The organism is Amycolatopsis sp. NPDC104863 (assembly GCF_055582965.1).
On the sequence record NZ_JBVJOW010000013.1, the window covers coordinates 14,567 to 32,352 of the forward strand.

A 17,786-nucleotide genomic window follows, 5' to 3' on the forward strand; every position below is an offset into this window, starting at 1 on the left:
AACGGCGACGGCCGCCACGGGAGTTTCCGTGGCGGCCATCACCGGGGTGAGTCAGAGACCGAGCTCGTCCTCGAAGTTGCCCTCTTCCAGCCGCTGCTTGATCGTCATCAGGAAGCGGCCCGCGTCGGCCCCGTCCACCAGGCGGTGGTCGTAGGTCAGCGGGAGGTACGCCATCGACCGGATGGCGATGGTGTCGTTGCCGTCGGCGTCCGTCGCGACGATCGGGCGCTTGACGACCGCGCCCGTGCCGAGGATGCCGGACTGCGGCTGCACGATGATCGGCGTGTCGAACAGGGCGCCGACGCTGCCGATGTTGGTGATGGAGAACGTGCCACCGGACAGCTCGTCGGGCTTGATCTGGTTGGCCCGCGCCCGGCCCGCCAGGTCGGCGATGCGGTGCGCAAGACCGGCCAGGCTCAGCTCGCCGGCGTCATGGATCACGACCGAGAGCAGACCGCGCTCGGTGTCCACCGCGATGCCCAGGTGCACGGCGCCGTGGTAAGTGATCTCCTTCGTGTCCTCGTTGTAGGACGCGTTGACGTTGGCGTGCTGCTTCAGCGCTTCGACCGTGGCCTTCGCGAAGAACGGCAGGAACGTCAGGTTGACACCCTCGCGCTCCTTGAAGGCCGCCTTCGCCCGCTGGCGCAGCTTGGCGATCTTGGTCACGTCCACTTCCTGGACCTGCGTGAGCTGCGCGGCGATCTGCAGCGACTCGCGGGTCTTGGTGGCCGTGATCTGCCGGATCCGGCTGGCCTTCTGCACGGTGCCGCGCAGGGCCTGGATCTCCGGGGAGACCGAGACGGCCGTCGGGCGCTGGGCCGCGGCCGGGGCGGACGCCGCGGGAGCCGACGCCGCCGGAGCAGCAGCAGCGGGGGCCGGGGCAGCCGCCTTCTGCTTCTCCTCGGCCGCGGCCAGGACGTCCTGCTTGCGGATCCGGCCGCCGACACCGCTGCCGGTCAGCGACGCGAGGTCGATGCCGTGCTCGGTGGCCAGCTTGCGGACCAGCGGCGTGACGTACGGGCCGTCCGCCGAGCTCTCCTTCGCCGCGGCCGGCTCGGCCTTGGGCTCCGGCTTGGGCTCGGGCTTCGGTTCCGGCTTGGCTTCCTGGACCGGCTCGGGCTTCGGCTCCGGCTTGGGTTCCGGCTTCGGCTCGGGCTTGGCCTCCTGGACCGGCTCCGGCTTCGACTCGGCCTTGGGCGCGGCGTTCGCGTCCCCGATCACGGCCAGGACCCCGCCGACCTCGACGGTCTCGTCCTCGCCCGCGCGGATCTCCAGCACCGTGCCGGCGACCGGCGACGGCACCTCGGTGTCGACCTTGTCGGTGGAGATCTCGAGCAGCGGCTCGTCGACCTCGACCGAGTCGCCGACCTGCTTCAGCCACCGGGTGACGGTGCCCTCGGTGACGCTCTCGCCCAGCTCGGGCAGCTTCACCTCGGTGCCTTCACCACCGGCGGCCGGCGCGGTGTCCGGCTTGCTCGGCGCGCTCTCCGGGGCGCTGTCCTGGGCCTGCGGCTCGGGCTCGGACGACGGCTCGGGCGCGGACTCCTCCTGCGCGGGCTCTTCCTGCGCCGGGGCGGACGACTCGGGCGCGCCGCCCGAACCGTCGTCGATGACGGCGAGCTCGGCGCCGACCTCGACGGTCTCGTCCTCGGCGGCGCTGATCTTCACGACCGTGCCCGCCACCGGGGACGGAACCTCGGTGTCGACCTTGTCGGTCGAGATCTCGAGCAACGGCTCGTCGACCTCGACGGTGTCGCCCTCCTGCTTAAGCCACCGGGTGACGGTGCCTTCGGTGACGCTCTCCCCGAGCTCCGGCAGTGTGACGGAGTAGGCCATCGTTCGCTGACTCCTCTTTCAAGATTCTGCGTGGTCTGGATTCTGCTGGTGAGACGTCAGCTGTGCACGTGCAGCGGCTTGCCGGCCAGGGCAAGGAACGCTTCACCGAGGGCCTCGGTCTGGGTGGGGTGCGCGTGGATGAGCGGGGCGACGTCCTCGGGGAAGGCCTCCCAGCTGTAGATGAGCTGCGCTTCGCCGATCAGCTCGCCGACGCGGTCGCCCACCATGTGTACACCCACGACGGGCCCGTCCGGAGCCTTGACGAGCTTGACCCCGCCGGAGGTCTTGAGGATCTGGCTCTTGCCGTTGCCGCCGAGGTCGTAGGTGAACGTCGTGACGTCCGCGCCGTACTTCTCCTTGGCCTGCGACTCGGTCAGCCCGACCGACGCGACCTCCGGGTGCGAGTAGGTCACCCGCGGGATGCCGCTCTCGTCGATCTCGCGCGGGGCGAGCCCGGCGATCTCCTCGGCGACGAAGATGCCCTGCTGGAAGCCGCGGTGCGCGAGCTGCAGGCCGGGGACGATGTCGCCGACGGCGTAGACGTTCGGCAGGTTGGTGCGCAGCCGCTCGTCGGTGAGGACGAACCCGCGGTCGATCTTGACGCCGGCCTCCTCGTAACCGTGGCCGGCCGAGTTCGGGCCGCGGCCGACGGCGACCAGCAGCAGGTCGGCTTCGAGGGTCTCGCCGGATTCCAGCGAGACGCTCACGCCGTTGTCGTCCTGCTTCGCGCCGGTGAACCGCACGCCGGTCTTGAAGGCGATCTTGCGGCGGCGGAAGGCGCGCTCGAGCTGCTTGGAGGCGAACTCGTCCTCGTTCGGGACCAGCCGGGGCAGCGCCTCGACGATGGTGACGTCCACGCCGAAGGAGGCCCAGACGCTGGCGAACTCGACGCCGATCACGCCACCACCGAGGACGACGACCTTCTTGGGGACGTAGTCGAGGGCGAGGGCTTGCTCGCTGGCGATGACGCGGCCGCCGAGCTCCAGCCCGGGCAGCGTGCGCGAGTACGAGCCGGTCGCGAGGATGACGTTCTTGCCGGTGTAGCGGGTGCCGTCCACCTCGACGGTCGTGCCGCCGACGAACGTGCCGCTGCCCTCGACGAGGTTCACCTTGTGCGCCTTGGCCAGGCCCTGCAGGCCCTTGTACAGCCGGGAGACGATCCCGTCCTTGTACTTGTTGACCCCGGCGATGTCGATGCCCTCGAAGACGGCCTTGACGCCGACCGCCTCGGCTTCGCGGGTTTCGTCGGCGACCTCGGCTGCGTGCAGCAGGGCCTTGGTCGGGATGCAGCCCCGGTGGAGGCACGTCCCGCCGAGCTTGTCCTTCTCGATCAACGTGACGGAAAGGCCCAGCTCGGCCGCGCGGAACGCCGCGGCGTAGCCGCCCGATCCGCCTCCCAGGATCACGAGGTCGGCGGAGGTGTCGGTCACTTCAATAACTCCTCGGCAAGCAGTGGGGTGGTGCTCTGTCGTCGCCTGTGCCCGGTATAACCGCGCGCGCGACACCCGCCATCTTGTCACTACGCCGGACGGGGCTGCGACCTAGCCGGGTGTGCGACACCGACCACACGCGGACATCGGGATAATGAGGGGCAGAAGTCTCGGGAGGGAAGGTGGTCGCGGTGGGGCTGTTCGACTCGCTGCGCAGGCGCGCCAAGGGCGGGCAGAAGGCCGGCACGCTGCGGAAAGCCAGTTCCGAGGACACCCGGCACCTCGAGGAGTGGGCGGCCACGCGCCGGGGTGTGGAGGCGTTCGTCGAGCCCAGGACGAACGTCACCGAGACCACTGTGGTGTTGATCGCCCACGACGGTGAGTGGACCCGCCGCCGCATCGGCAGCCTGGAGTCCGCGCAGCAGTTCGGCCACCGCCGGTCGATCCCGGTCTACGAGGTCGCGCGCGTCGGCTACCCGAAGCGCATGCGCGAGTACACCGAGCGGAAGAAGCGCGGCCAGGTCTAGGTGGACCGCGACGCGTACTGTGCCGACGGCCACCGATCCGGCCACAGTCATGGCCGAATGGCTTCGTGCGAACGGTTACGTGCTGCTCCGGCGTCGGCCTGCTTTTGCCCGGATCGGTACCTGGAAGCCGCGGTCCGCGACGTCCTGGTCGGTGACGTCGACGACCGCGTCGGGCACGCCGCCCTGCTGCTCGCTTCGGCCGGGGCGTTCGGCGACGCCGATCACCTGGTCACCCAGTGGGCGGCCCGCGCCGAACGGCCGGTGACCGCGCTCGTGCCGTCCGCCGTCCTGGCCCGGGCCTGGGAGATGCTCTTCGAAGCCCGCGGCGCGCGGCCGGAGTGGGCCGCGGCGCTGCCGCCCCTCGACCTCGACGCCGAGGAGCGCGCCCACGAGACCCACCTCGCCCGGCCGGCCGCCGACCTCCTCGACGGGACACCGCTGGCGCCGGTCGTCACGCACCTCTCGCCGTCGCGGCCGCACCGGCTGCGGGCCGCGATCGCCGCCGGTGACCTGGGCGAATGGGCGTCGCTCGCGGCTGACCAGGCGCGTCCGGACGTCGCCGCGCTCGCCGCGTCACGGCCCCTGGCGCGACAGTTGGCCGCCGGCGCCGACCCGCTCGGCCTGGGCGAGTGGACCGGCGTGTGCGCGGAGGCGCTGGTGGCCGCGCTCTACGAGCGGTACCCGCCCGAGACGGGGTCGTGGTCCGACCTGGTCGGCGAGATCCTGCGGCTGCGGGGGAGCCGCTCGGCGCCGCCGCCGGCGTCACCCCGGGCGGTCGACGCGGTCGAGGCGCGCCTCGGCACCCGGCTGCCGCACCGCGAGTTCCTGCTGACCTGCGACGGCCTGCCCGCGGACGTCGTCTTCCCGCGGCTGCTGGGCACCGCCGAGCTGCGGGCCGTCGACGGTGTGGTCGTGCTGTCCGACCCCGCGGTGCTGCTGTTCGCCGGCGGGCACGTCGTGGAGGTCGACCCGGTGCTCGGGACGTCCGTGCACGAATCGTTCCGGGCGGTGCTGGAGCAGCACCTGCGGCTGCTCCAGCAGAGCGGCTAGCCCAGGGCCTGCTTTGCACCGGGGTGCAGCGGATCACATCGAAACCGGCAAGCGCCCCAACGCAACCAAGGCCACATTGGGGCGCTGTCGGGTCAGCCGTTCGCGGCGATGTCCGCGAGCACCGCGGCGATCGTGCGGACCGGGACACCGGTGCCGCCCTTGCCGGTGTAACCCCACGGCGAGCCGGTGTTGAACGACGGGCCCGCGATGTCGATGTGGACCCAGTCGAGGCCGTCGGCGACGAACTCGCGCAGGAAGATCCCGGCCGCGAGCATGCCGCCCCAGCGGTGGCCGGTCACGTTGGCCAGGTCGGCCAGGCGCGAGTCGAGGTCCGCGCGCAGCTCCTCCGGCAGCGGCATCGCCCAGCCGTTCTCCCCGGTGGCCCGCATGATCCCGGCGACGCGGTCGCGGAAGTCCTCCGAGCCCATCACGCCGGCGGTGCGGTTGCCGAGCGCGACGACCTGGGCGCCGGTCAGCGTCGAGGTCTCGATCAGGTAGTCCGGGTTCTCCTCGGCCGCGCGCACCATGGCGTCGACCAGCACGAGCCGGCCTTCGGCGTCGGTGTTGAGGACCTCGACGGTCTTGCCGCCGTACATGGTGAGCACATCACCCGGGCGGTACGACGTCCCGGACGGCAGGTTCTCCGCCAGCGGGATGTGCGCGACGACCTCCAGCGGGTACTTCAGCTTCGCGGCCAGGACGACCGAAGCGAGCACGCCGGCGGCGCCGGACATGTCGGAGGTCATGTGGTCCATGTTGGCGGCGGGCTTGAGCGAGATGCCGCCCGAGTCGAACGTGATGCCCTTGCCGACCAGCGCGACCTTCTTGGCGGCCTTGGCCGGCTTGTAGGCCAGCCGGACGAGCCGCGGCTGGCGGGCCGAGCCGCCGCCGACCCCGAGGATGCCGCCGAAGCCCTTGCGCTTGAGGGCCTTCTCGTCGAGGACCTCGAACTCGAGGCCGTTGTCCTCGGCCAGCTTCTTCGCGCGGTCGGCGAAGGAGGCCGGGAAGAGGTCGTTCGGCGGGGTGTTGATCAGGTCGCGGGCGGTGAGGACGGCCTCGGCGATCGCGGTCGCCGCCTTCAGCGTCGCCTTGTGCTCCCGAGCGGTGCCGTCCGACGGGCTCGCGAAGTCGACCTTCGCGACCGGGGCGTCGCCCTTCTCCGAGCGGTACGCGGTGAAGACGTACGAGCCGAGGACCGAGCCCTCGACCGCGGCCTGCAGGTCGATCTCCGACAGCGTCACGAACGCGCGGTCGGTGCCGGCCAGCGCGCGGCCGGCGGCGCCGGCGGCGCGGCGGACCTGCTCGGGGGTGACGCCGTCACCCTCCTTGCCGAGGCCGACGGCGAGCACGACCCCCGCCGGGAGCTTGCCCAGCGTCGGGATCTTGACGACCTCTTCGGCCTTGCCGCCCGCGCCGAGCGTGGCGAGCAGGCCGGCGAGGCGGCCGTCGAAGGCGGCGTCCACGGCGGCGGCGCCGGCCGCGAGCACCGGGCCGTCGTCGCCCTGCAGGGTGCCGATGACGACCACGTCGGCGCGCGTCTTGGCCAGTGCCTCCCCGGTGTTGTCGGACAGGGCGAGCTTAGGCACGGTCACTTCTGGCTCCTCGCGCGTTCTCGGTGGTACCGGGCGCCGGCCCGGACAGGATCGTGAGCCATGCTAATGACGACCGGACCACGGGTGAACACAGGGAGAGGGAGGGCCGCGTGCGGCTGGGCGGTGGGCTGCTGGTGGCGCTGGCCGCCGGGGCGGCGGGCGCGGGCTGGTTCCTGCTCGCCGGGCTGGTGCTCGCGGCGGTCGCCGCCGGGGTGTCGGCGCGGGTGCCGGAACCGGGGGACGCCCTGGTCGACCGGGTCGTGGTGGCCGTCGCGCGGCTGGCGGAGGTGACGGTCTACGCCATCGCGTTCGGCGCCTACGTCTTCCCCGCGCACCGCGAGCTCGCCGCCGCGGGGTTCGTCGTCGTGGTCGCCGGCGCGGGGTTCGCCGGGCTGAAGATCCCGACGATCGTCGGGCGCGTCGCGGCCGGGGTGCTGCTCGCGGCGGGGCTCGTGCTGGTCGCGTTGTGCGTCGTGGTGCCGCCGGTGGCGACCGCCGGGGGCGGTCTCCAGCCGCCGGACTTCGCGGGGGTGCTCGTCGCCGCCGTGCTGGCGTTGCCGTTCCTGCGGCCGGCGAAACGCGAGAACGCGGGCCTGCGCGTGCTGCTGCTCGGCGCGGTCGCCGTGCTGACCGCCTTCGCCGCGCTCTACCAGCTCGGCGCCGTCCGGCTCGGGTTGTCGCTGACGTCGCTGCGCGACCTGCTCTCGGCCGCCGACGCGGACGCGCTGCAGCCGCTGCTCACCGTCGTGGCCGTGGTCGCGACCGTGGTGCCCGCGCTCGCCGCCGGCGCCGAGGTCCGCGAGCGGGCCGGGACACCGGGGCTCGCCGGGCTCGTCGTCGCCGCGGTGGCCGCGTACTTCCTGCCCGCGCTGCCCGTTCTGGTGCTCGCGGGGCTGGCGACCGTGATCGAGCTGCTACTGGGCGTGCGCGCGCGCCGGTACAGTGAGTCGCGTGAGTGATCGACGCGGGCGGCCGGGGGAGACCGTGCTCGAACGCTTCCACCGCCCGGACGGCTCGATCGGCCAGGTCCACCCGCTGCGGGTGCTCGACGACGACGGCCGGGTCCTGCGGGGCTGGATCCCGGCGGGCACCCCGATCGTCGGCAGCCGGCTCGCCGACGGCCGCCTGATGCGCGACGCCCCGCTGGACCAGCGGTTCCGCATCCCGCGGGTGGCGGTCGCGGACTCCTGGCACGGCACGTCGACCCTGCGCCGGATCGCCGACGACGAATGGTCGTCGGTCTGGTGGTTCTTCGACCTCGAGGGCCGGTTCAAGAACTGGTACGTCAACCTCGAGATCCCGCTCGGCCGCTCGCCGGGCGCCCTCGACCGGATCGACGGGGTGCTCGACGTCGTCGTCGAGCGGGACGGCGCCTGGCGCTGGGACGACGAAGACGAAGCCGAGGCGGCCCTGGAGGTCGGCCGCCTGACGCGGGACCAGCTGGACCGGCTGCGCGCGGAAGGCGAGCGGATCGGCGCGCTGGCCGAGCGCGGCGCCTACCCGTTCGACGGCACCGACACCGACTTCCGCCCGGACCCGGGCTGGCCGGCGCCGGAGCTGCCCGCGGGACTGCTGGCCGAGCTCAGCCCGCGGTGAGCAGCAGGATCAGCGCCAGCACGGCGTTGACCACCGCGAGGATCACCACCGACTTCGTCGGGATCACCTTCGGGAACACGGTCTTGTCGTGGATGCTGCGCCACCACACGATGCCGAAGACACCCGCGACGAGGCCGAGGAAGCCGCCGAAGCCGCTGCTGAGCACGGCCCAGCCGACCATGCCGAGCAGGCCGACGCCGAAGGTCAGCAGCACCGCGGTGACGAACGTCTTGACGTCGGTCCCGCCGGTCTTGGGCCGGGGCACCGGCTCCGTGGAGTAGGTCACGCCTTCATCTTAGGGTCATCACGACGCGGGCGCGGGGCACCCGGAACAGTGGGACATCCGACTAACGCGCCTCCGACCAAGCGGTATCGTCTAGCCATGACGACCACGACGCAGTTCGCCCACGTCCCGCACCCGAGTCCTGCGAGCGCGGACCGTGTCGCGGAGGTACTCGGCGCTCCTGGTTTCGGCACGTACTTCACCGACCACATGGTCACCGTGAAGTGGTCGAAGGCCGAGGGCTGGCACGAAGCCCAGGTCGGCCCGTACGCCCCGTTCACGCTCGACCCCGCGACCTCGGTGCTGCACTACGGCCAGGCCATCTTCGAGGGTCTGAAGGCCTACCGCCAGCCGGACGGCTCGATCGCGTCGTTCCGCCCGGACGCCAACGCGCGGCGGTTCCGGCAGTCGGCCGAGCGGCTCGCCATGCCGCAGCTGCCCGAGGACGTGTTCATCGAGTCGCTGCGCGAGCTCGTCGCCGTCGACGGCCGGTGGGTGCCCACCCGGCAGGGTGATTCCCTCTACCTGCGGCCGTTCATGATCTCGACGTCGACCGGGCTCGGGGTCAACAGCCCGGCCGCCGACTACGTGTACACGGTCATCGCCTCGCCCGCCGGGTCGTACTTCGCCGGTGGCGTGAAGCCGGTGAGCGTCTGGCTGTCGACCGAGTACGTGCGCGCGGCGCCGGGCGGGACCGGGGCCGCGAAGTGCGCCGGCAACTACGCGGCGTCGTTCGTGGCGCAGGCACAGGCCGTCGAAAAGGGCTGTGACCAGGTGGTCTGGCTCGACGCGGTCGAGCGGCGCTGGGTCGAGGAGATGGGCGGGATGAACCTGTTCTTCGTCTTCGGCTCCGGCGAGAACGCCCGGGTCGTCACGCCCGAGCTGTCCGGCTCGCTGCTGCCCGGCGTCACCCGCAAGTCGCTGCTGCAGCTCGCGCAGCGGCTCGGGCACAAGGTCGAGGAACGCCGCATCTCCACCGAGGAGTGGGAGAAGGCGTCGGCCTCCGGGGAGCTGACCGAGACGTTCGCCTGCGGCACCGCGGCGGTGATCACGCCGGTCGGGCACGTCAAGCACGCCGGTGGCGAGTTCACCATCGCCGACGGGCAGCCCGGCGCGCTGACGATGAAGCTGCGCGAAGAGCTGACCGGCATCCAGGAGGGCACCCGCCCCGACGTCGACCACTGGATGGTCCCGCTCGCCTGACGTACGTGAAGGCCACCTCGAGGACCTCGAGGTGGCCTTCACCGCGTCCGGGGTCAGGTGGCGGTGGCCGGGATGAGCGGGCCGGAGACCCCGGCCTGCTCGTGCGTCGCCGTTTCGGCGAGCACACGCGCGGCCATCATCAGCAGCGGCAACGCCGTCACCGCGCCGGTGCCTTCGCCGAGCCGGACGTCCAGCTCCAGCAGCGGGCCCAGGTCCAGGTGTTCCAGCGCCAGTGCGTGCGCCGGTTCGGCCGTGCGCTGCCCGGCCACCCACCAGCGGCGCGCGCCCGGGGCGAGGTCTTCGGCGACGAGCGCCGCGGCGCACGCGACGAGCCCGTCGAGCACCACCGGCGTCCGCCGGACCGCGGCCTGGGCGAGGAACCCCGCCATCGCCGCGATGTCCGCGCCCGCCGTGGTGCGCAGCAGGTCGAGCGGGTCGGCGAGCACCCCGCGGGCCCGGCGCAGGGCGTCGCGCACCGCGGTGGCCTTGCGCATCCAGGCGTCGTCGTTGATGCCGGAGCCGCGCCCGACCACGGCCACCGGCTCGCTGCCGGTCAGGGCCGCGACCAGCACCGACGCCGGCGTGCTGTTGCCGATCCCCAGGTCACCCGGGATGAGCAGGTCCGCGCCGCCGTCGACCTCGGCGTCGGCGATCGTGATCCCGGCCCGGACCGCGGCCTTCACCTCGGCGTCGCTCAGCGCGTCCTCGACGTCGATCGAGCCGGAGCCGCGGCGGACCTTGAACTCACCGATCGAGCGGGTCGCCGGCGCCTCGGTGTCCACGGCCATGTCGACCACGCGGACACTCGCGCCCGCGGCCGCGGCCAGCACGTTGATCGCGGCGCCGCCGGTGAGCATCGTGCCCAGCAGCTGCCCGGTCACCTCGGCGGGATAGGCGGAAACGCCCTTCGCGGCGATGCCGTGGTCCCCGGCGAACACGATCACGCGCGGGCGGGTGAACGGCCGCGGCGGCGACTGGCCCTGGCAGGCCGCGATCCAGACGCCCAGCTCCTCGAGCCGGCCCAGCGACCCGGCCGGCTTCACCAGCTTGTCGTGCAGGGCGATCGCCGCGGACCGGGCGTGGTCGTCGGGCGGGGTGATCTCGGGGAACTCGATGTCTTCCGGCTCCACACCAGGCCCTTTCTCTTGCACGGCAACGCTGTGGCCAACCTACCGGGCGGGCGGTCCGGGTAGTCTCGCGGCTCGTGGAGACGACAGCGGCCGCGGTGGTGCTGGCCAGCGGCGCGGGCACCCGCGTCGGCGCGAAGCTGAACAAGGTCTACCTGCCCCTGGCCGGGCGGCGGGTCGTGGCGTGGTCGCTCGACGCCTTCAAGCGCGTGCCCGGGATCGGGGTGCTGGTGCTGGTGATCCGGCCGCAGGACCGCGAGCTCGCCGAAGAGGTGGCCGACGGGGACGTCGAGATCGTGCCCGGCGGGGACACGCGCCAGGCGTCCGAGCTCAACGCGCTGCGCCACCTCGCCCCCAGAATTGCCGGCGGCCGGGTCGACGCCGTGCTGCTGCACGACGCGGCCCGGCCGCTGGTCCACTCCGATCTGGTCGGCGCGGTGCTGGCCCGGACACGCGAGGACGGGGGGGCTGTGCCGGGCCTGGCCGCGGACGACGTCGTCGGGGTGGATGCCGGGCACCTGGTCGCCCAGGTGCCCGGCGCGATCCGCGTCCAGACGCCTCAGGGCTTCCGGGCGGGACCGCTGCTCGAGGCCTACGAGAAGGCCGAGCGAGAAGGCTTTCTGGGAACGGACACCTCGTCCTGCATGGAGCGGTTCTCCTCCCTGCCGATCCGCTGGGTCCCGGGGGCTCCCGAGAACCTGAAGATCACCTACCCCCACGACCTGGTGGTCGCGGAGCGGTTGCTCGCCCGCCGGGCGTGACGGCCGCTAGGCGCACGCCGGCGGGCCGCCGTCGTCGTCCTTTTCCGTGAGGTCGATGTCGAGGCCCGTGCCGGTCGGCCGGATGGTCACTTCCTGCCGCAGCTCGAGCGGGATGTGGCACTCCGGCTGTGGCCGGAGCGCCTGCAGCGGCGCGCCCGGGGTGCCGGGCTCCGCCAGCGTGAGCACCGCCCGCAGCGTCCAGACCGGGGTGGCGTGGTACTGCCAGGTGACCACCCGCGGGCTGAACACGTCGGTGCCCGGGAACGTCGGGACCCGGTAGGCGCTGGCCCGGTGCTCGTCCCGCAGGACGATGACGTCCGCGCAGGTCGGCCACCGGTGCACCGCCGCGTAGAGCTCCGGCGCCTCCCGGCCGCCGAACAGGTGCAGCACCCATTTGCGGCGCCGGAGCTCCTCGAGCAGTTCCTCGAGGCCCGGGCCGCTCGAACCGATGTGCGGTGTGGGCGGGGACACACTTTCGAGGGTAACTCGCGCACTAGTGCGCGGTCCAGAGTGTGTACTAGTACACCTGGGTGGTTCTGAACAGGGCTTTGTGGGAGACACTCCGGCGTGCTAGAACACTTGTGCGTGCGACACGTCCCCGTGAGGAGCCGCCTTGCCCACCCTCGACCGTCCTGAGCCGCCGTACCTGCAGATCGCGGGCCGGATCCGTGACGACATCCTGTCCGGCCGGCTGCAGGAGGGCGACGCGGTGCCGTCGGCCCGCGAGATCGCGCGCACGTGGGCCGTCGCCATGGCGACGGCGACCAAGGTGCTGGCCACGCTGCGTTCGCAGGGGCTGGTCCGGCCGGTGCGCGGGGTCGGCACGGTCGTCGACCGCGGTGGCCTGCACCGCACGGCCCGCGACCGCAGCGCCGCTTCCGCGCGGACCGGCCGGATCTACCCGCCCGGCCACTACGCCGTGATCCGCTCGGCCGGGCTGGAGCCGGCGTCCGAGCGCGCCGCGGCCGCGCTGGGCCTGGAGGAAGGCGCCCCGGCGATCCGCCGCCGTCGTACCACCTACGGCCCGGACTCGCGCCCGCTGTCGACGTCGATCTCGTGGTTCGACGGCGCGCTGTCGGCCAAGGCGCCGTCGCTGCTGGTGGCCGAGCGGATCGTCGAGGGCACGCCGGCCCACGCGGCCGCCCGGCTGGGCACGACGATCGTGACCACGCAGGAACGGCACGCGGCGGGCCGGGCGAGCGAGGCGGAGGCCGCGGAGCTCGAGCTGCCCCCCGGGTCGCCGGTGCTGCTCGGCCGGAGCACCTTCCTGGCGGCCGACGGCACGGTCGTCGAGTACGGTGAGTCCGCCGCCTTGCCCGACCACTGGGTTTTCTACGAGTACACGACTGAGGACGGCGAATGAAGCACATCCACGCGGGCAAGGTCCGTGACCTGTACGAGCTCGACGGCGGGGACATCCTGCTCGTCGCGTCCGACCGCGTCTCGGTCTACGACGTGTCGCTGCCGACGCCGGTCCCGGACAAGGGCGCGCTGCTCAACCAGCTGTCCGCGTGGTGGTTCGACCGGATGGCCGACGTCGTCCCGAACCACGTCGTGTCGACCACCGACGTGCCCGCGGAGTTCGCCGGCCGGGCGATGCGCTGCAAGCCGCTGAAGATGGTCCAGGTCGAGTGCATCGCGCGCGGCCACCTCGCCGGCCTGGGCCTGCGCGAGTACCAGCGTGACGGCAAGATTTCGGGCGTCGCGCTGCCGCCGGGGCTGCTGGAGGGCGACAAGCTGCCGGAGCCGATCTTCACGCCGACCACGAAGATCTCCGACACCGGCCACGACGAGTTCATGACCTTCGACGAGGTGATGAACGAGATCGGCGAAGACACCGCGAAGCGGCTTCGCGAGCTGACGCTGGAGATCTACACGAAGGGCGCCGAACACGCGGCCGCCCAGGGCGTCATCATCGCGGACACCAAGCTGGAGTTCGGCTTCGACGCCGACGGCACGCTGACCCTGGGCGACGAGGTCCTGACGTCCGACTCGTCGCGGTTCTGGCCCGCCGACCAGTGGGAGCCGGGCCGCCCGCAGCACGCGTTCGACAAGCAGTACGTCCGCGACTGGTCGCTCACGACCGGCTGGGACAAGACCCCGCCCGGGCCCGAGATCCCGGCCGACGTCGTCGAGCAGACCCGGCAGCGCTACACCGAGGTGTACGAGCGGATCACCGGGAAGACCTGGCCGCGCTCCTGACCACCGTGGATGCCGCCGCGCGGCGGCATCCACGGCTTCGGGTCAGGGGCTCTTGGTCAGGCTCGCGTCGCGCTCGACGACGTCACCGAGGGCGTCGTCGATGGCCTGGAGCAGGTCGGCGTCGAGCTTCTTGCCGGCGGCCTTGACGTTCTCGTGCACCTGCTCCGGCCGCGAGGCCCCGATGATCGCCGAGGCGACGTTCGGGTTCTGCAGCACCCAGGCGACGGCCAGCTGGGCGAGGCTCAGATCGGCCTGCTTGGCCAGCGGCTCGAGCTCGGCGACCCGCTTGAGGACGTCCTCGCCGAGGAAGCGGGCGACCATGTTGGCGCCGCCCTTCTCGTCGGTGGCCCGCGAGCCGGCGGGGTAGTCCTGGCCGGGCTTGTACTTGCCGGTCAGCACGCCCTGCGCGATCGGCGACCAGACGATCTGGCTCAGGCCTTCGCGCTCGGAGGCCGGGATGACCTGGTCCTCGATGACCCGCCAGAGCATGTTGTACTGCGGCTGGTTGGAGACGAAGGGGATCTTCAGTTCGCGGGCGAGGGCGGCGCCGCGGCTGATCTGCTCGGCGGTCCACTCCGAGACGCCGACGTAGAGCACCTTGCCCTGGCGCACGAGGTCGGCGAAGGCGAGCATGGTCTCTTCGAGCGGGACGCTCCGGTCGAACCGGTGCGCCTGGTAGAGGTCGAGGTAGTCGGTGCCGAGCCGGGTGAGGCTGGCGTTGGCCGACTCCATGATGTGCTTGCGCGAGAGGCCCTTGTCGTTGGGGCCCTTGGGACCGGTGGGCCAGAAGACCTTGGTGAAGATCTCCAGGCTCTCCCGCCGCTGCCCCTTCAGGCCCCGCCCGAGCACGGATTCGGCGGCGGTGTTGGCGTAGACGTCGGCGGTGTCGAAGGTGGTGATGCCGGCGTCGAGGGCGGCCTTGATGCAGGCGTGCGCCTGGTCTTCCTCGACCTGGGAACCGTGGGTGAGCCAGTTCCCGTACGAGATCTCACTGACGTTGAGGCCGCTACGGCCGAGACGACGAAACTCCATGGGGTAAGCGTAGGCGGTAATCGTTTGCTTTGCTAACGATCCTGGAGTGACTCCAGCCTCGCCGCGGGTCCGGCGAGTCCGGACGAGCGGCGGGGGCGGGTGTGGTGTCGCGAATGACCCATTCGCGACAGCGGACGGGCGGCGGCGGGTGAGCGGGCGGCGGCGGGCGGCGGGCGAGCGAGTTGGGCGGCGGCGGGTGAGCGGGCGGCGGCGGGCGGCGGGCGGGCGAGTTGGGCGGCGGCGGGTGAGCGGGCGGCGGCGGGCGGCGGGCGGGCGAGTTGGGCGGCGGGCAAGCAGGCAGGCGGCGGCGGGCGGCGGGCGGCGGGCGAGCGAGTTCGGCGGCGGGCGAGCAGGCAGGCGGCGGCGGGTGAGTGGCTGCGGGCGAGCGAGCGGCGGGTGCCGAGCCCGGACACCAAAAAGCCGGGTAGGCCACTCGGCCCACCCGGCTTCTCGAAACCAGCTCAGTTCGGGATCGGCTCGCCCGGCTTCAGCCGCGGCTTCGGCACCCGCAGCTTCCGGATCTGGGACGCCCGCACGAACGCGTACCACCCGATCGACCGGCCGCTGATCGCCTCCTTCGGGAACTTCTCCCGGGCCAGCTTCGCGATCTTGCGGCCGTTCACGAAGCCCTCGATCGCCATCACCAGCAGCAGCGCCGTGCACAGCAGCGTGATGTACGACTGCACCTGGGGCAGCGGCACCAGCAGCGCCAGGAACACCAGGATCGCCAGCGGCATGAACAGGCCGAGCAGGTTGCGCCGGGTGTCGACCAGGTCGCGGACGTACGCCTTGACCGGCCCGCGGTCGCGCGGGAGCAGGTACTTGTCGTCGCCCGCCATCATGCGGTCGCGGCGGACCTTGGCCGCCGCGCGGCGGTCTTCCTTGCTCTGGGGGTTGGCTTTGCGCAGTTCCTTGTTGCGCTTCATCGCCTCGCGCATGGTGGTCGGCGGCGGCGCCACCGGGCCGCGCCGCTTCGCCTCCGCGTCACGGCGCTTCGGCGTAGCCTTGCCCTTACCGGGCGTGAACGACTTGCCGCTGACGTCGACGGCTTCGCCCGCCTCCGGCTCGTCGGCGGCGGTGTCTGTGGTGCTTCGGCGCAGGAACCTCACCTCACCAGGGTATTGCAGGCGTCACGCCGCCGTTCACCAGGTCGATCGATGTGCGACCATGGTGGGGGAACAGATCGGACGCTCCGGGTGTTGAGAACGTCAGCACGAGGAGTATCCGCAGCGAGTTCGAACTAGAGGGAGTGCCATGACGACCGCTGAGCACGCCGGCGCGACGCAGGCCGAGACCGCCGAGGAGACCCACGGCGTCACGTTGACCGACGCCGCGGCCGCCAAGGCGAAGGCCCTGCTCGAGCAGGAGGGCCGCGACGACATGCACCTGCGTATCGCCGTCCAGCCCGGTGGCTGCGCGGGCCTGCGCTACCAGCTGTTCTTCGACGAGCGCACGCTCGACGGTGACCTGTTCCGCGACTTCGACGGCCTCAAGGTCGCCGTCGACCGGATGAGCTCGCCGTACGTGTCGGAAGCCGTCATCGACTTCGTGGACACGATCGAGAAGCAGGGCTTCACGATCGACAACCCGAACGCCACCGGCTCCTGCGCCTGCGGCGACTCGTTCCACTGAGTCTCCGCTGATCGGCAGCACGACGAGAGAAGGCCCCGCCTCCGTTCGGAGGGCGGGGCCTTCTTCGTTCCGGGGGTCTCACACGTAGGCGTCGAGCTCCGCGACCTGCGCGTGGCACGCCTCGTCGACTTCCCACGGCTCGGCCGTGACGCGGGGCAGCGGCAGGCTCCTGGCCTGCAGCGTGGCCGGGATCAGCGCGCAGTCGGCGATCAGCTCGGACAGGGTCTCGGGTTCGGTGACGGCGTTCACGATTCGTAACGCTATTGATCCGTCCGCGACTGGAGAAGCGGTACCAGCCGGTAGTGTCGGGTGGGCGTGCGCGAACTACCCGGATGGGTCATGACCCGGGGGTAACTTCGCGCCTTTTGCCGTGAGGTCAACCACAAAGGAGCAGCCGGTGGCAGACAGGGCCAGGATCGCGGTGTCCGGCAGTATCGCAACCGACCACCTCATGCATTTCCCGGGCAGGTTCGCGGAGCAGCTGGTCGCGGAGCAGCTGCACCGGGTGTCGCTGAGCTTCCTCGCCGACGACCTCGTGGTCCGGCGCGGCGGCATCGGCGCGAACATCGCGTTCGGTCTCGGGGTGCTCGGCGTGCGGCCGGTCCTCGTGGGCGCCGTCGGCGCGGACTTCGCCGACTACCGCTCCTGGCTGGAGCGGCACGGCGTCGACACGTCCGGGGTCCACGTGTCCGAGGTCGCGCACACCGCGCGCTTCGTGTGCACCACCGACGAGGACCTCTGCCAGATCGCGACGTTCTACGCGGGCGCGATGGCGGAGTCCCGCAACATCGAGCTGCAGCCGATCGCCGAGCGCGCCGGCGAGCTGAGCCTCGTGCTGATCAGCCCGGACGACCCGGAGGGCATGGTCCGCCACGCCGAGGAGTGCCGCCAGCGCGGGTACTCCTTCGCCGTCGACCCGTCGCAGCAGCTGGCCCGGATGAGCGGCGAGCAGGCGCGTGACTTCGTCGCCGGCGCGAAGTACCTGTTCAGCAACGACTACGAGTGGGAGCTGCTGCTCCAGAAGACCGGCTGGACCGAGGCCGACGTGCTCGACCAGGTCGGCGTGCGGATCACGACGCTCGGGGAGAAGGGCGTCGAGATCGTCGGCAAGGACGGCGTCGCCCTGCAGATCGGCGCGGTGCCCGAGCGCGCCAAGGCCGACCCGACCGGCGTCGGCGACGGCTTCCGCGCGGGCTTCCTGGCCGGGCTCGACGGCGGCCTGAACGTCGAACGCGCCGCCCAGCTCGGTTCGCTGATCGCGGTGCTGGTGCTGGAGACGATCGGCACGCAGGAGTGGACGCTCGACCGCGCCGACGCCCTGGCCCGCATCGGCGAGGCCTTCGGCCCGGAGGCGGCCACCGAGATCTCGGCGGTCCTGCCCGCCTGACCCCCCGCCGGGGGGGGGGGGGGGGGGGGGGGGGGGGGGGGGGGGGAAGAGAGGGAGGGAGGGGGGGGGGGGGGGGGGGGGGGGGGGGGGGGAGGAGGGGGGAAGGGGGGGGGGGGGGGGGGAGAGAA

General features: G+C 72.3%; 19 protein-coding genes. 10 read left to right on the forward strand and 9 right to left on the reverse strand.

Features of this window, described 5'->3' with window-relative positions:
• Positions 1-51 precede the first annotated feature (51 nt).
• Together sucB and lpdA are read right to left on the reverse strand one after the other, a co-directional pair.
• Complete coding sequence (gene sucB / locus ACZ63J_RS46635) at positions 52-1,836, reverse strand: 2-oxoglutarate dehydrogenase, E2 component, dihydrolipoamide succinyltransferase (protein ID WP_465408368.1); 1,785 nt, start codon at positions 1,834-1,836, stop codon at positions 52-54.
• Positions 1,837-1,892: 56 nt separating this feature from the next.
• Positions 1,893-3,266, reverse strand: a complete 1,374-nt coding sequence (lpdA, locus tag ACZ63J_RS46640) for a dihydrolipoyl dehydrogenase (RefSeq protein ID WP_465308196.1) — start codon at positions 3,264-3,266, stop codon at positions 1,893-1,895.
• 182 nt (positions 3,267-3,448) lie between these two features.
• Between lpdA and ACZ63J_RS46645 the strand changes: the two genes are divergently transcribed.
• The gene (locus ACZ63J_RS46645) at positions 3,449-3,793 is read left to right on the forward strand and encodes an oxidoreductase (RefSeq protein WP_465308194.1); all 345 of its coding nucleotides are present in this window, start codon (positions 3,449-3,451) and stop codon (positions 3,791-3,793) included.
• A gap of 57 nt (positions 3,794-3,850) precedes the next feature.
• Positions 3,851-4,843 carry an SMI1/KNR4 family protein gene (locus ACZ63J_RS46650; RefSeq protein WP_465408370.1) on the forward strand — a complete coding sequence of 331 codons (993 nt, stop codon included), beginning with the start codon at positions 3,851-3,853 and terminating at the stop codon, positions 4,841-4,843.
• Positions 4,844-4,935: 92 nt separating this feature from the next.
• On the opposite strand, the gene ACZ63J_RS46655 is transcribed toward ACZ63J_RS46650, so the two are convergent.
• Positions 4,936-6,435: a leucyl aminopeptidase gene (locus tag ACZ63J_RS46655; RefSeq protein WP_465408372.1), complete on the reverse strand. Its 1,500-nt coding sequence runs from the start codon at positions 6,433-6,435 to the stop codon at positions 4,936-4,938.
• 110 nt (positions 6,436-6,545) lie between these two features.
• Here ACZ63J_RS46655 and ACZ63J_RS46660 point away from each other — a divergent pair, with 110 nt between their 5' ends.
• Positions 6,546-7,394: a hypothetical protein gene (locus ACZ63J_RS46660; RefSeq protein WP_465408374.1), complete on the forward strand. Its 849-nt coding sequence runs from the start codon at positions 6,546-6,548 to the stop codon at positions 7,392-7,394.
• Positions 7,387-8,031: a DUF402 domain-containing protein gene (locus tag ACZ63J_RS46665; RefSeq protein ID WP_465308186.1), complete on the forward strand. Its 645-nt coding sequence runs from the start codon at positions 7,387-7,389 to the stop codon at positions 8,029-8,031. Before ACZ63J_RS46660 ends, ACZ63J_RS46665 begins: the two co-directional genes overlap by 8 nt.
• Here ACZ63J_RS46665 and ACZ63J_RS46670 read toward each other — a convergent pair.
• Positions 8,018-8,317 (reverse strand): hypothetical protein, encoded by a 300-nt coding sequence (locus tag ACZ63J_RS46670; protein ID WP_465308184.1) that lies wholly within the window; start codon positions 8,315-8,317, stop codon positions 8,018-8,020. The genes ACZ63J_RS46665 and ACZ63J_RS46670 overlap by 14 nt on opposite strands.
• A gap of 96 nt (positions 8,318-8,413) precedes the next feature.
• On the opposite strand from ACZ63J_RS46670, the gene ACZ63J_RS46675 reads away from it, so the two are divergent.
• Positions 8,414-9,517 (forward strand): branched-chain amino acid aminotransferase, encoded by a 1,104-nt coding sequence (locus tag ACZ63J_RS46675; protein WP_465408376.1) that lies wholly within the window; start codon positions 8,414-8,416, stop codon positions 9,515-9,517.
• Between the two features lie 53 nt (positions 9,518-9,570).
• On the opposite strand, the gene cobT is transcribed toward ACZ63J_RS46675, so the two are convergent.
• Positions 9,571-10,647: a nicotinate-nucleotide--dimethylbenzimidazole phosphoribosyltransferase gene (gene cobT, locus ACZ63J_RS46680; RefSeq protein WP_465342557.1), complete on the reverse strand. Its 1,077-nt coding sequence runs from the start codon at positions 10,645-10,647 to the stop codon at positions 9,571-9,573.
• Positions 10,648-10,721: 74 nt separating this feature from the next.
• On the opposite strand from cobT, the gene ACZ63J_RS46685 reads away from it, so the two are divergent.
• Positions 10,722-11,405 (forward strand): IspD/TarI family cytidylyltransferase, encoded by a 684-nt coding sequence (locus tag ACZ63J_RS46685; RefSeq protein WP_465308178.1) that lies wholly within the window; start codon positions 10,722-10,724, stop codon positions 11,403-11,405.
• Between the two features lie 6 nt (positions 11,406-11,411).
• Here ACZ63J_RS46685 and ACZ63J_RS46690 read toward each other — a convergent pair whose 3' ends face one another.
• A complete protein-coding gene (locus tag ACZ63J_RS46690; protein WP_465408378.1) occupies positions 11,412-11,876 on the reverse strand; it encodes a hypothetical protein in 465 nt (154 codons plus the stop codon).
• Between the two features lie 142 nt (positions 11,877-12,018).
• Here ACZ63J_RS46690 and ACZ63J_RS46695 point away from each other — a divergent pair, with 142 nt between their 5' ends.
• Together ACZ63J_RS46695 and ACZ63J_RS46700 are read left to right on the forward strand one after the other, a co-directional pair.
• Positions 12,019-12,768, forward strand: coding sequence for a GntR family transcriptional regulator (locus ACZ63J_RS46695; protein ID WP_465342560.1), 750 nt, complete (start codon positions 12,019-12,021; stop codon positions 12,766-12,768).
• Positions 12,765-13,607 (forward strand): phosphoribosylaminoimidazolesuccinocarboxamide synthase, encoded by an 843-nt coding sequence (locus tag ACZ63J_RS46700; RefSeq protein WP_465408380.1) that lies wholly within the window; start codon positions 12,765-12,767, stop codon positions 13,605-13,607. Before ACZ63J_RS46695 ends, ACZ63J_RS46700 begins: the two co-directional genes overlap by 4 nt.
• Before the next feature lie 42 nt (positions 13,608-13,649).
• Here ACZ63J_RS46700 and ACZ63J_RS46705 read toward each other — a convergent pair whose 3' ends face one another.
• A complete protein-coding gene (locus ACZ63J_RS46705) occupies positions 13,650-14,639 on the reverse strand; it encodes an aldo/keto reductase family protein (protein ID WP_465408382.1) in 990 nt (329 codons plus the stop codon).
• A gap of 461 nt (positions 14,640-15,100) precedes the next feature.
• Positions 15,101-15,748 carry a DUF3043 domain-containing protein gene (locus ACZ63J_RS46710; protein WP_465342016.1) on the reverse strand — a complete coding sequence of 216 codons (648 nt, stop codon included), beginning with the start codon at positions 15,746-15,748 and terminating at the stop codon, positions 15,101-15,103.
• 145 nt (positions 15,749-15,893) lie between these two features.
• Between ACZ63J_RS46710 and ACZ63J_RS46715 the strand changes: the two genes are divergently transcribed.
• Positions 15,894-16,271 (forward strand): HesB/IscA family protein, encoded by a 378-nt coding sequence (locus ACZ63J_RS46715; RefSeq protein ID WP_465308166.1) that lies wholly within the window; start codon positions 15,894-15,896, stop codon positions 16,269-16,271.
• 78 nt (positions 16,272-16,349) lie between these two features.
• On the opposite strand, the gene ACZ63J_RS46720 is transcribed toward ACZ63J_RS46715, so the two are convergent.
• Positions 16,350-16,520 carry a hypothetical protein gene (locus ACZ63J_RS46720; RefSeq protein WP_465308164.1) on the reverse strand — a complete coding sequence of 57 codons (171 nt, stop codon included), beginning with the start codon at positions 16,518-16,520 and terminating at the stop codon, positions 16,350-16,352.
• 148 nt (positions 16,521-16,668) lie between these two features.
• Here ACZ63J_RS46720 and ACZ63J_RS46725 point away from each other — a divergent pair, with 148 nt between their 5' ends.
• Positions 16,669-17,658: a carbohydrate kinase family protein gene (locus ACZ63J_RS46725; RefSeq protein ID WP_465308162.1), complete on the forward strand. Its 990-nt coding sequence runs from the start codon at positions 16,669-16,671 to the stop codon at positions 17,656-17,658.
• Positions 17,659-17,786 lie beyond the last annotated feature (128 nt).

Coding starts and splice junctions, on each gene's coding strand:
- sucB (WP_465408368.1), bottom strand. CDS start 1,836: ATGGCCTACTCCGTCACACTGCCGGAGCTCGGGGAGAGCGTCACCGAA.
- ACZ63J_RS46650 (WP_465408370.1), top strand. CDS start 3,851: ATGGCTTCGTGCGAACGGTTACGTGCTGCTCCGGCGTCGGCCTGCTTT.
- ACZ63J_RS46675 (WP_465408376.1), top strand. CDS start 8,414: ATGACGACCACGACGCAGTTCGCCCACGTCCCGCACCCGAGTCCTGCG.
- ACZ63J_RS46700 (WP_465408380.1), top strand. CDS start 12,765: ATGAAGCACATCCACGCGGGCAAGGTCCGTGACCTGTACGAGCTCGAC.
- ACZ63J_RS46705 (WP_465408382.1), bottom strand. CDS start 14,639: ATGGAGTTTCGTCGTCTCGGCCGTAGCGGCCTCAACGTCAGTGAGATC.
- ACZ63J_RS46715 (WP_465308166.1), top strand. CDS start 15,894: ATGACGACCGCTGAGCACGCCGGCGCGACGCAGGCCGAGACCGCCGAG.